The 12,855-nt window shown below is 45.9% G+C and carries 12 protein-coding genes; 1 reads left to right on the forward strand and 11 read right to left on the reverse strand.

Going from position 1 to position 12,855, the window contains the following annotated elements:
* Nucleotides 1–2: 2 nt before the first annotated feature.
* The 4 genes from menB to H5715_RS07130 are packed head-to-tail and all read right to left on the reverse strand — an operon-like array spanning nt 3 to nt 4,630.
* Entirely contained in the window at nt 3–854 is an 852-nt protein-coding gene (gene menB, locus H5715_RS07115; RefSeq protein WP_075184559.1) for a 1,4-dihydroxy-2-naphthoyl-CoA synthase, read from the reverse strand.
* Nucleotides 851–1,597: an alpha/beta fold hydrolase gene (locus H5715_RS07120; RefSeq protein ID WP_075184558.1), complete on the reverse strand. Its 747-nt coding sequence runs from the start codon at nt 1,595–1,597 to the stop codon at nt 851–853. The genes menB and H5715_RS07120 overlap by 4 nt, the downstream gene beginning before the upstream one ends.
* A complete protein-coding gene (gene menD / locus H5715_RS07125) occupies nt 1,594–3,240 on the reverse strand; it encodes a 2-succinyl-5-enolpyruvyl-6-hydroxy-3-cyclohexene-1-carboxylic-acid synthase (RefSeq protein ID WP_075184557.1) in 1,647 nt (548 codons plus the stop codon). The genes H5715_RS07120 and menD overlap by 4 nt, the downstream gene beginning before the upstream one ends.
* On the reverse strand, nt 3,233–4,630 hold the full coding sequence (locus H5715_RS07130; RefSeq protein WP_083607916.1) for an isochorismate synthase: 1,398 nt from the start codon (nt 4,628–4,630) through the stop codon (nt 3,233–3,235). Before H5715_RS07130 ends, menD begins: the two co-directional genes overlap by 8 nt.
* A 306-nt stretch (nt 4,631–4,936) precedes the next feature.
* Here H5715_RS07130 and H5715_RS07135 point away from each other — a divergent pair, with 306 nt between their 5' ends.
* The gene (locus tag H5715_RS07135) at nt 4,937–6,106 is read left to right on the forward strand and encodes an endo-1,4-beta-xylanase (RefSeq protein ID WP_083607915.1); all 1,170 of its coding nucleotides are present in this window, start codon (nt 4,937–4,939) and stop codon (nt 6,104–6,106) included.
* A gap of 325 nt (nt 6,107–6,431) precedes the next feature.
* Here the strand turns inward: H5715_RS07135 and H5715_RS07140 are convergent, their stop codons facing one another.
* From H5715_RS07140 to H5715_RS07170, 7 genes are all read right to left on the reverse strand, one after another.
* Complete coding sequence (locus H5715_RS07140) at nt 6,432–6,965, reverse strand: hypothetical protein (protein WP_139309713.1); 534 nt, start codon at nt 6,963–6,965, stop codon at nt 6,432–6,434.
* A gap of 64 nt (nt 6,966–7,029) precedes the next feature.
* Nucleotides 7,030–7,527 carry a hypothetical protein gene (locus H5715_RS07145; RefSeq protein WP_075184554.1) on the reverse strand — a complete coding sequence of 166 codons (498 nt, stop codon included), beginning with the start codon at nt 7,525–7,527 and terminating at the stop codon, nt 7,030–7,032.
* A 202-nt stretch (nt 7,528–7,729) separates the two neighbouring features.
* The gene (locus H5715_RS07150; protein WP_185906610.1) at nt 7,730–8,218 is read right to left on the reverse strand and encodes a hypothetical protein; all 489 of its coding nucleotides are present in this window, start codon (nt 8,216–8,218) and stop codon (nt 7,730–7,732) included.
* An 80-nt stretch (nt 8,219–8,298) separates the two neighbouring features.
* On the reverse strand, nt 8,299–9,228 hold the full coding sequence (locus H5715_RS07155) for a hypothetical protein (protein WP_075184552.1): 930 nt from the start codon (nt 9,226–9,228) through the stop codon (nt 8,299–8,301).
* Nucleotides 9,225–10,280, reverse strand: a complete 1,056-nt coding sequence (locus H5715_RS07160) for a hypothetical protein (protein ID WP_075184551.1) — start codon at nt 10,278–10,280, stop codon at nt 9,225–9,227. Before H5715_RS07160 ends, H5715_RS07155 begins: the two co-directional genes overlap by 4 nt.
* 183 nt (nt 10,281–10,463) lie before the next feature.
* Nucleotides 10,464–12,422 carry a ShlB/FhaC/HecB family hemolysin secretion/activation protein gene (locus tag H5715_RS07165; RefSeq protein WP_075184550.1) on the reverse strand — a complete coding sequence of 653 codons (1,959 nt, stop codon included), beginning with the start codon at nt 12,420–12,422 and terminating at the stop codon, nt 10,464–10,466.
* Nucleotides 12,423–12,656: 234 nt separating this feature from the next.
* On the reverse strand, nt 12,657–12,821 hold the full coding sequence (locus tag H5715_RS07170; RefSeq protein WP_175574235.1) for a hypothetical protein: 165 nt from the start codon (nt 12,819–12,821) through the stop codon (nt 12,657–12,659).
* Nucleotides 12,822–12,855 lie beyond the last annotated feature (34 nt).

Consider the following 12,855-nt stretch of genomic DNA (forward strand, 5'->3'; position numbering starts at 1 on the left):
AATCAGGGCTGACGTTTAAATTTGGAAAAATCAGGTTTACGCTTTTCCAAATACGCATTGCGACCTTCCTGCCCCTCTTCTGTCATATAGAAGAGCATGGTCGCATTCCCGGCCAACTCCTGAATACCTGCCTGTCCATCGAAGCCGGCATTAAAGGCAGATTTTAGAACGCGCAACGAAATGGGCGACTGCACCAGCATTTCTTTTGCCCACTGTACCGTTTCAATTTCCAAGTTTGCAATGGGAACAACCGTATTAACCAGGCCCATATCCAATGCTTCCTGTGCATTGTACTGGCGACACATAAACCAGATTTCTTTGGCTTTTTTCGGGCCGATTAAACTAGCCATATAGCTGGCACCAAAGCCACCATCAAACGACCCCACTTTTGGTCCCGTCTGGCCAAAACGTGCATTCTCTGACGCGATAGTAATATCACACACTAAATGTAAGACATGCCCGCCACCAATGGCATACCCCGCAACCATGGCAATAACGGGTTTAGGTACCGAACGGATTTCCTTCTGTAAATCCAGCACATTCAAATGGTGCGTGCCACTATCGTCCTGGTAACCTGAGTCTCCGCGTACCCGCTGATCACCTCCAGAACAGAAAGCAAGATCGCCCTGCCCCGCTAATAAAATAACACCGACATTTTCATCGAAACGGGCATCGGACAGCGCCGCCCGAATTTCCATAATCGTTTTTGGGCGAAAAGCGTTGCGAACTTCCGGGCGGTTAATGGTTATTTTTGCTATACCTTCGGCCTTGTAGTACAAAATATCGGTGTAGTGTTCACCTACATTCTGCCAATCCAGAGCTGGTTTAATAGAACTCTTTGTGGGATCGCTCATAATATTTCTTGCTCACTTAATATTTTACTTATTTCTCCAGCCATCCATGCTGGATTCTGAAAATGGATATTGTGACCACACCCTTCGACCACGATGGAATTAATACCACGAAGGCCAGTACCAATATCGGTAAATTTTTTATCGTCACGACCAGAAAAATAATAAACCGGACAAGCCGCATGTCGTAAGCACTCTCTGTAGTTCGGTTGCGTCCCCAAACTAAAGTGCATCAGTTGCCGAGCAAGATATTTCCCCGACATATTTTTTTTTGAATGGATCAAAGTGCGTTGTTGTTCCAAGCTTACATCAGAAAAAACAGGTTGTTTATACCAACGCAACAGCACCTCTTGCAAACTTTCGCACTCAAAGGCATAAGCCCATTGGCGGTCGTGATGCAACCTCGCCTTGCGTTCATCGTCGGTTTCCAATCCGGGATGAGCACTTTCGAGAAATAAGCCTTGCACCGTTTTCGGTTCGTTCTTTTTTAACAAGCTCACCAACGCCATGGCAATTCGCCCACCCAAAGAATACCCGAATAAATAGAAGTGTTCCGGCAACTGTTTACGAATATCGTAAAACCAATGTGCAATACCTGCGTCAAACACTTCGGGACCATCATTCACCGGCGGCAGCGGTAAAACAATAGGCTGTATCGTCTTGGGAAGAGCATTGATTAAAGCATCAAAATCCGATTCCTGCCCCATAAAACCGGGAATCAAGACCAGCGTTTGACGCTCACTCACAGGGCGGCCGCCAGAGCTTCCAGGTTCTGTGTTATCAAGGCGACAGAGCCAGCCTCAATTTCGCATTCTAAAATAGCAGAATGGTCTGCCAGCAACCAACGAGACAAGCTTTCACGATATTCGACCGTCGTTCTTGCAGAAAAATACGCTAAACCAAATTGCTGGCTTACTTTCTCAAATTTGAGCTGATGGGGCATAACGAACAGATCGCTGAAAGCCTCTTCCTTCCCAGCATCTAATAGCCCAAAAATCTGGCCGCCATGATTGTTCAGCAATAGTATTTTGACTGGGCATGGTAGCTTTGCCAGCAGCGCCAGACTGTTTAAGTCGTGTAAAAAGGCTGTATCACCAATAACCAGGACAACCTGCCGACACTCTCCCCAGGCCAAGGCTGCGGCGCTAGCAATTAAACCGTCAATACCGCTGGCGCCTCGATTGGTGAAGACCTTCAATGTCGGTTGGTGGCCGCTGGCATATGAGTCCAGCATGCGAACACTTAAGCTATTGGCAGCGAGTAATGCCGTATTATCCAGACAGTGGTTAATCAGCTGATGACAGACAGCCGCTTCGCTCCATTGGTCGCAGAGTAAACGTTCAACTTCTCGCTCTATTCGCGCGTTCATTTCAAGCAGAGCGTCGCTCTCTGGATAAGTCAGAGCCTGCGGTTCCAGCTGTATTTCCAGATCACTAAAGTTAAGCTGCAGCTGTTTTGCCCTGTGGCTTGGGTCTAACGCTTTTCCATCTTCCTCCAGCAACCAATAGTCGCCAGCCCTATTTTCCAACCACTGATGAATACGCTTACTGACAATGCGCCCACCCAGCTGCAGCACACAAGCCGGTTGCAGCAGCTGAAACACGGTATCGGATAACAGTAATAAATCTGCATGGCTTATTATGTTGGTAGCATCACTAAATCGAAATTGACTGGCAATATCGGCAATAACTAAACAATTCAGTTGCGAAATCCAAGGCCTTAACACATCCGCCTGCGCCACCGTCAATGAACCTAAAACAATAATGATGGAATCATTGTTTTGCACAACTGAACGCAAATCGACCTCAAACACACGGGCTTTCGGCTTATCAATACCGGGCTCAGCGACCGTTAGCGCCTGTAAATAGTCTTCTCGGCTGCCACCATATAGCGGTTCATCGAACTGGCAATTAATCTGTACAGGCCCTTTAAGCTCCCCCATAGATTGAAGCGCTTGCGGCCAATTATTATGTTCGGCCACAAAGTTAAAACTGCGTAAAACATTGTGTCCAAAAAGCGCCTTTTGTTGAACAGCCTGATTGGCACCACAACCCAAGAGCCGATCCGGGCGGTCGGCAGACACCACCCATAAAGGGGTATGAGTTTCGTAAGCTTCAATAACAGCGGGATAAAGATTAGCGACGGCTGTACCCGAGGTGGTAATTACAACAACCGGCGAGTTTGTTACGCGCGCGAGGTTGAGCGCGTAAAAAGCAAGGCCACGCTCATCAAAGTGCGTATGTAGCTTTATATCGGGAAATTTTTCCTTCGCATAGAACGCGGCCAGAGCTAGTGGGGCACTTCGGCTGCCTGGCGCTATACCAATATGGCGTACCCCCTGTTGGTAGAGGGTGCCGATAATATTGCCAGCAAATACGGCGTTAAGCATTGCAGTTTAACGCTAGTGCGTTGTTCCCCAATGCCTGCAGCATAGATTCCAACTTACTTTCCAGCTCGAGCCACTCCTCATCGGCATCGGAACCTTCAACAATACCCACGCCCGAATACAGCCACAAACGATTCTGATCGCTGAGAGCAGAGCGAATCGCCACACTGAACTCACAATATCCATCACCGATAAGCCCCACATTACCACTATACCAACCGCGTCCCGCCTGCTCTATTTCATTGATAAGCGCCTGCGCCTGCGCACAGGGATAGCCACAAATTGCAGGGGTTGGGTGTAAGCTTTGGTAAAGCTCATTATTGGTGATGGCAGCATCGATTGCTGCGCGCAGGGCTTGATAACGATGCTGAATTTTACCGAGTTTAACCACTTCTACCGGTTCACGCTCAAACAAATGCAAGGCGAGTGGCTGCAAGCTCTCTTCGATAGCCTTAGCGACCAGTTCATGCTCCAAAACCAGTTTAGGATCATGCAGTAGCGTTTGCTCCAACACCAAATCTTCTTCAGGGTTAAGCCCTCGCTTCACTGTGCCCGCAAGGGCTTCGGTGTGCAATACTCGACCCCGACGGTGAAAAAGCCGCTCTGGGCTGCACCCAAAAAACAGCTTGTCCTGCTTTTCAATGGCAAAGCTATAACAACAGGGATTACTCTGCTGCAAAGCCTTTAAAGCCAAGAACGGATTCGCCGAGCCCGCCAGCTCCAACTCAACTTCACGAGCCAATACCACTTTTTTTAGCTCGCCAGCGTCGATGCGCGTCAAGGCTTCTTGAACCTGCTCGCGCCACAGGCGAGGGTTCACACTGTTGTGCCGTTTCTCAACAACAACGCCACCACTCACAGTCGGTTGTTGCTGACACAGCGAGCGCAGCAGCGTATGAATCGCTAAAAGCTGTTTTTGCCATTGACCAAAGCTTTCTACGTAAAGGTTTATCGCCAGGCTATATTTGCCACGCTCCTGCCGAACCTCAACTAAGGGCAAAACAAATCGCGCACCGGGAAAACCCTGCCACTGGTGTGTACCCGAGCGGCCATTAAACGCACAACCACCAATCCACACGGCTTCGCTTCCACTCACTTGTCGCTCAGCTTCAGCAAGTAGATCTGCCATAGCCGAAGGCTTGGCAGCCTCTAATTCCACGGCTATACCTAGCCCGGCAACACTGAACGACTGGTCTCTATGGGAAAAATAACTACGATCAGGAGAATTAACTGATGCCAGCAGTAGTAACAGATCCACTGGCAGGATTGGCGTATCGACACGAACCAGTGTATGGCTACGAAAGCGACACAATTTCAGCTGGTGAAGGAGATTGTTCAATCCCGAAACCAACGGAGATACTGTAGTGGAGGATGTATTGAGTGGTGTTGTCATGCCAATTAGTTACGACGTGGGGTTACCTTGAATGACAGTCTACTCCCACGCGGCGCCCCTGTGCTGACATTAGTCAAATCAATGGGGGATGCCGTAGCGCTCGACGCGAGCAATAGCCAAAATCCCTCTGAAGCCTTTGTAATACGGAATCAAAGAGCCTCTATTACACCATAAATTTGAGTGATAGTGGTCTTGTCCTGGCCACGAAATTGAATTCTGTACAACTAACGCCCAATACATCACCGATCCTGTATACTTATAGTCTATTTGACTACACAGATATTAATATCCAAGGAAACCAGCGTAATGCACTCTAATAAAATCTTACACGCCATTGCTCTTGCGCTCCCTCTCGCTATCTTCGGTTGTAGCAGCAACCCATTTATACCGTCGAACAATACATCGACGACCGGCAATACCCTGCCTTCGAACGCATCACTGAAACAAAAGTATGCAGATCACTTCTTGGTGGGCGCCACCGCCGATTCCGGCTCCTATATCACGCACGCGGACATCCTAAAAACCCACTTCAGTAGCATGACCACTGAAAACGAAATAAAGTTTGAGCTACTGCAGAATGTAGAAGGAGAATTCACCTTCGAAACAGCCGACAAAATGGTCGATTTCGCCAAAGCCAACGGCATGACCGTTCGGGGTCACGCGCTGGTCTGGCACCGCCAGAGCCCAGACTGGTTATTCCACAATGCTGAAGGTGAACCCAGCAGCAAAGAAGACTTATTAGCAAAAATGAACAACCATATCGCCACGGTAGTTAACCACTTTAAAGGCCGTGTAGATGCCTGGGATGTCGTTAACGAATCCATTATGGACAACGGCGCATTCCGCACCGAAAAGGAACAAGCCGATGACCAGAAGAGCTGGTGGTATGGCATTACAGGTGAAGACTACATCGCAGAGGCGTTTAAAACTGCACATCAAGCCGACCCCCAAGCCAAACTGTTTTATAACGACTACTACAACTACATTCCCGAACGCCGACAAGCTATTTACGAGATGCTAAAGGGATTGGTCGAAAAAGGTGTGCCCGTTCACGGGGTCGGATTACAGTGCCATGTCAATACCGAACGCTCGCTAAACCCTGCGCACCAGTCTTACCAGCAAACCATTGCCAATCTGGAACAAGCAATTCAACTCTACGCCTCACTCGGCCTGGAAGTGCACATCACTGAAATGGATGTATCCATTTATATTGGCGGTAACAAGTACGAGGAAAAGGATTTTTATACCGCTGGCAATATACCCGAAGAGCTAAAGGTCAAGCAGGCGGAACGCTACGCCGCCTTTTTTGAAATGTTTCGCCGCAACAGCGATGCCATTACCAGCGTAACCTTATGGGGCATTGCCGACGATAATACTTGGTTGTCGGAATTCGATTCGGGCAGAGCCGATTTCCCTCTGCTGTTTGATAGCGAACACAAGCCTAAAAAGGCCTTTGACGCGATTATGGATTTTTGAGACAGGCCGGTTGGGGTAAGCAAAGCGAACCCCCACTTTTTAATCGTAATGATATACAACACTGGGGATTCAACACGTTCAAACAAAAACCAGTACTAATTTCATCAGGCAACTAGAAACACTCTCAAATTTATACCGCTAGCCGCTGGTTGAAAAATGTAAGACTGGCGATCGCCACGTCCGCATCCACTGCCAACAGCTCCTGCGTGTTCTCAAACAAGCTAACCGCTTAGCGATACGGACGATAATTTCTGAAGCCTACCCTAAGGCCGTTACAATTTCAACGTAGGTTGGGAGAGAGAAAAGAGTTTAACTATTTACACCACTAATATTTTAAGACGCTCTCTTTGCCAAGTTTATTGCGTATCACCGCTTTGTGTAAAGCACCCGAATCTGTATAAAAATACTGATAGCGCAAGTTAATTTTTGGCCTAACGAAAATAATTGATTGAATGTCTCTCTGCTCCACTCCCAAATAGTATTCAGCTACATTCAGCGTTTCATTGGCAGTTATCTGAGCACCGACCTCATATGAGCCGTCAGAAACAGATTTTGCTTGATAGAAGAAAAGTGAAGCGTCTTTACTAATCGTATCTGGAACTACATCTACCAGCTCAACGCCCTCAAACATCGTAAACATCTGTTTATTATCACTTCCACACATTCTGGCTTGAAAATAAGAGCCTCGCTGCAGAGCGGCTGAAAAAGATATTGGCTCGATAGGTTTAACCGGATGGCTATACGTGGTCCAACCTTTAAAAAAATAGACTTGGCACTCTGTACCGTTTAACTCTCCGGTTAAAAACGTATCCATTGAATTAGCTACCAGTAAAACAACAACAAAAAATAATTCATTCACTTCACCAAACACCACCCACCCTTTTTGCGCTCACTAAAAAACCTGGATTTAAGCGGGAAAAAGGCTATTCGATTCGATCTGGTATCGGTTTAACTTGACTATCCGTAGAAACCAAAGCTCCACCAGGAGAATAAACGTAGGCGTGCTCCCACAACACTGAAGTAAATACCAGGTCACATTGATCAACAACGTTGTCTTTATCAACACGACAGCGATAATAATGACTATTGGTCAACGTATCCTCCACCTTAAACTGCTCACCATAAACCCAATTACCATTAGTTTTTACGGCTTCGAAATAGTAATTCCCTCCTTTAACAGGGCTAAAATCTAACTTTTTTGATGGCTCAGACATAATCCATATTTTCTGTAACTTATCCAAACGAGGCCCTTCGTCCTGCATTGAATACCACGCTTTATAATAAGTTTTACGAACACAACTATTAACCTCCACTACATCTATGGGGTTAATCGGCGTATAAGGATGAATATGACCAGAAAAAGAAGAGAAAAAATAGACGGTATATTGAATCCCGGAAATTATTTCTTGATAGCTATACATTTTTCACCTTAAAAATTTGATTAGAGGTGATTTGGAGTTTTTCTCTAAGTATAGACCTAACTTTTCACTACCAACAAACAAGCTAACCACTATAGTGATAGGGACGATAATTTCTGAAAAATACTCCAACCTACAACAATCCTACAGCCGTTGAAATTTCAAAGTGGTTAGTGGTGACAGAAGAGTTTAGCTATCTACACCGCTAATAATTCAAGACACTCTCTTTACCTAGCTTATTGCGTATCACTACTTTCTGCAACGCTCCAGAATCCGTATAGAAATACTGATAGCGCAAATTAATTTTTGGCCTAACAAGAATAATTAATTGCTTCGCTCCCTGCCCCACTCCCAAATAGTATCCAGCGACATCCAGAGTTTCATTCGCAGTTATCTGAGAACCTACCTCATATGAACCGTCAGAAGCGGATTTTGCTTGATAGAAGAAAAGTGAAGCGCCTTTACTAATCGTATCTGGGACTACATCTGGAAGCTCAACACCTTCAAACATCGTAAATATCTGTTTATCATCACTTCCACACATTCTGGCTTGAAAATATGAGCCTCGCTGCAAAGCCTCTGAGAAAGATATTGGCTCGACAGGTTTAACCGGATGGCTATACGTGGTCCAACCCTTAAAAAAATACACTTGGCACTCTGTACCGTTTAACTCACCGGCTAAAAACGTATCCATTGCATTCGCTCCAGACAAAAGAAACAAGAACAGAAATAACTGAATCTTAGTAAAGGACATAGATTTTCCGTTATGACTTCCTACTTAATTATTTTGAATTTTTCAAATTGTAAATGAGTTATTAATGCCTTTTGGAAGGTATGGCAATGATTTCCAGCCTCGAGCCGCCAAGACCATCCACCATTGTAAGATGTCGCAAGCTGAGTGGCCTCGCTATTAATTTTTGTCAAATCCGTACACTCATTCGTTACGGGAGAGAATTGCTCGTTACCACTGTCACCACCACCGTGGTGCGGATCGATATAAATACCATTTTCGGCAACACCACCAAATGAAGTAACACCATTAAGCTCCCCTTCAACACCTCTGAAGGTTCGCACCAAACTGCTTTCCTTTATCTCGTATAAAGTAACGGCAGCACGGTAAATTGCCATCTCAAATTTATGGGCTACACCCTCTCTCCAGTCCGCACCAGCTGGCAGGTTGGAAGGTTTTTCTGGCGGTTCACTACTCCGGTTGTTCGGGTGATTCATAGCGTATTTAGGCCACCACCCAAAACTTAAATTTGAATTGAAGACTGTCCACCAATGCCCGTACTTATCTTCCCCACCAATATCTATGTGCCGCCGATGAAACACTATATCATCTAGAACTGTATAGGTATCCAAGATAATAGTTACCTTTGTTTTACCACCCGCTTTGATATCCGCGGAAGTCTGTGCGGAGGCTTTAGCTTCAAAATCCCGAGTTATTCTCGGGTAGTGGACAACAAATTTTGAGTAATCTGCTTCCTCAAAATGCTTCTGTACTCGCACACCAACCACACCTTCTGGTATTTTACTAAACGTCACTTCACCAGAGCTGTCGGTGTTTTTCTTATCCGGTCCTATTGAAACAACCACTCCGTCAATCGCCTCGTTTTCACAAGAATCAAGAACCTCGACACTTAACTCTCCAGGCTTAGCATCCTTAATCGATGTAACAACTACACCTTCACCAATATTCGTCATAATCCTCCACCATGGTTTGAGCGAAGGTAAAACGCCCCTCGATACGCTGAATCAGAAGAGCTGTATATCAGCGTACCTCCCTTTTCGGGCATATTAGAATACGCAAGCCCCGCCTGAACAAGACTACTTGCTGCGCCAATATCACCGTAACAGTCCGCGGGATGATGAACAAAGCAATTTTCATGAAAATATTGATGGCTGCGTGTTCTTGCCACGCCAAGCTCCTTCGCCCAATAAGCTTCACCATTCATCGAGCTAAAAATTTCAACAATTTCATTTGGGCGCGCCTCTACTAGAGCTGATTGAAACGCAGAGCTCAGGCCATCTCCACGATACGGCTGATCACTCAAGATATTACCCGCTTCCTGGCTCAACCCCACTTCAGATAAAATAATTGCTCCGGGAATCATTTCTGTAGCTGCACACAAACCTAGAAATCCTGCTGCCTCTCCGGGTATAAACCCCCTCATCGACCCAAGAGTTAATAATCGGCCTTCGGCTAAATAGTGCTCGGCAATATCCAAATCATAAAAGGTATCGACCCCCAAAACCAATGCATAGCAATCTTGGTTCATCTCTAGGTATTTCTTTGCAGCACCAACGGCATAAACACCTCCTGCGCGACCAGCATTAAAGCAACGACTATTTTTAGCATCAAATTGAATTTTAGTAAGTTGCGATAACACTTGCAAAAATAATGTATTAATCGCCGGTGACTCAGAGCCTAGAGGCTCCGGACCGGCAATAAAGACGGGAACACTCCCGTCTAAGGCCCAGTTCGGCGGGCAGGGAAAAGCTGCGCAGACCAGTTGTAACAATCGAACCTGGAAAGCAGACAATGAAGCGACAGCAGATAGATATTCCAAATCAACGTCAAAAGCCTCTTCTGGTACCAGCGCCATTTTTATGGGGTCGCCATCGATATCAAAATGCTCCGTCTCTTGCACTGAGCTAATGCCAGCCCTTACGGAGGCAGCTGTCATCTCTGCGTTTTGTCCAACTGGCGTTATCATGCCAATATCAGAAATAGTTATAATCGATTTTTCGTGCATAATTTATTGCGTCACCAACGCTCTATTCAGAAGGAAGCTCTGATCGAATCAAATTATGTTCAGGCAAAAACAACCGCTATCTACGCTGCACTCTTAATAAGGGCTACCTAAAAATTCGCTCACCCGACCAATAAATGCTTTTTGGGCTCGTGCAGAACCTGCCTAAGATTAAGGAAAGGCCCCCTAAAAGCTGTACTGTAAATCAAAGAAAAAATTAATGCCATCGTCTTCGTCTTCTGTTGCATCACCACTATTAACAGTATTATTTGCGTCAGCCAAAGAAGTTGTATGATCTTTGGAGTGAACGGGGTTTGCAATCAGAAAATTGGCCCGCACACCTTTTAATTTAAACGAAACGCCAAAGCCGATATCGGCCAAGGTCGCAGTCGTTGCATCGGAACCGTCCTCTTGCAGTGGGTTCTTATACCCCCAAGCTGCATCTAGGAAAATGTACGGCTGAATAATATCACTGAGTTTTTTTCCGCCGACATTAACTTTGCTGAATCCGGGGCCGTTAAACATCCAATCCACGCCGGTATAAAAAGCATCGTCGGCATAAAAACGGTTGACCTCAAACCCCCTTGCTTTGGTTGGCCCTGCAAGCGAATACTGGTTTGCCGAAACAGCCGACTCTCCGGTATAACGGCCCGACACTCGTGAAACCAATCGCGTTTCTGTTTCGGTAAACGGTAGTTTCCAAAAAGCCAGACGCGAATAATCGAAATTAAAATAGCCGGCAGCCTTCTCTTTTTCTTGGCCACTTACACCCAAAGTATTCCCACCAGTATCGACAATATCAGTGTATACCAGCTGAAAACTGGCTTGATGCAATGTTCGTTGGCGCTCCCGCAGGCGGTCAAAATTATACGAAAAGGTGTAATTTCTCAGTTTATCCTCTGTAGGAGCCCCTTCAGAGTCGGAGCCAATAGTACGAGTCGTTATCGAAGTTTCGATATTGGCTACATTAAAATCGATGGCATGGTTAGCGACACGCCCGCGTTTTATTTTGTAAGTAAGCCCCACATCAGCGGTTAAAGAATCACCACTAATACCCAATGTTTCAATAACCGATTTATCCAGAATAAATTCGTTTTTAGAGGCGCCAAAATAAAAGCGTGTACGCGGGTGTAAAATACTCGTTTGATAGCGCAGCGAACCATAGTTAGTACTTTTATCGCCGCTACCTGTACTCAATACACTTAGCTGAAGCTGGTCTGCGATACTAAAAGGATTGTTTAGATATCCATCCATATACAAACGGTGTTCGCCGGTCCCTTGTGAACCGTGATTATCGATACGCATATTCGCATCCCACCAATCTTCGGCCGTAATATTGACATTCAGTTTGGTATCACCCACCTGAGATCCGGGCTGAAAATAACCTTGTGCCGAGAGGCCGGGAAGATCGTTCACTAAATACAAGCGCTCTTCAATATCTGCACTGGCAATTGGTTCGCCCATTGCACTTTTAAAGGTACGCTCAATAATTGATTCGCGATAACGTTTTTTATTTTGCACTTCAACTTCGCCCAACTCCCCCAGCAGTAACGTTAACGTAACAATGCCGTCACGTACCTGCTGTTCAGGAATATAGGCCTTAGCGAGAATAAAACCCCGCTCGCGGTAGTAGCGAGTAATGGCATCGGCCACCTGCTCGATCATTCCAAGGGTAATACCACGTTTGCGCCGCTGCTCTCGAATTAGAAAAACCAAGCGCTGTACATCCACCGGCCCTACGTGCTCATCTTTCGTTTCTTCTTCAATATCGCCAATCAAATCAGATACCTCGGCAATTTCATCCAAGGTATAGCCGGATTCAAGCAGTTCGCCTTCCTGCATCATGTCAAAGCGTACACCCTCCACACGCTTTATAATTTCACCTCTGGAAATACCCCGTTCAGGATACTCCACCACTCCCTGTACACGAAACTCCCGAACATTCAAACGCGGCCCGGCCTGAGGGTCTGGGTCGCGTTCTCGCACGCTGGGAACATCCAAATCCAATAGCATAGTTCCCTCTTCCAAATCGGGAACCTCTTCGGTATCGGGCAAATCCAGTAAACCCGCACTAGCAGGAAAAGAAAAGAAAGAAACAGCCAGTGTTGCTGCTAATAGGGGAAAAACTTTATTATTTATTTTCATGAAATTACATCTGTAAATATTTTTTGTCTATTTTGGCGTAGGTGATAAAAGCCATTCAACAGCATGCACAAAGTGCAACAACGGCTATCATCTGCGTGTATTTTAGAGATTCCAATATTGGCTAATTAGCGAATTACTATCCCTTTGTTGTATTTAAACGTTCCGTATTTTCCTTGCCCCCAATTTTCGACTTCGGTGAAGTCGTGTATTCGAACTCAGCCAGGTATAACCAATTCAGCCAAGCTGCTTTCCGGTGTACCTTAGCTTACGAATAAACAGCAAAGCGGTAACATTATCCAGCATTTCAACGGGTCTTAACTCGGTAGGTGTAATGCCCTCCCGAGGGATGTATCGCCGATACGTTCGCCCATGAATATCCGGTACAGACTGCTTAAGCATTACATCCCTTTTCCTGCTCTAAATCGCGCGCCAA

This window comes from Teredinibacter haidensis (assembly GCF_014211975.1).
GTDB classification, from domain to species: domain Bacteria; phylum Pseudomonadota; class Gammaproteobacteria; order Pseudomonadales; family Cellvibrionaceae; genus Teredinibacter; species Teredinibacter haidensis.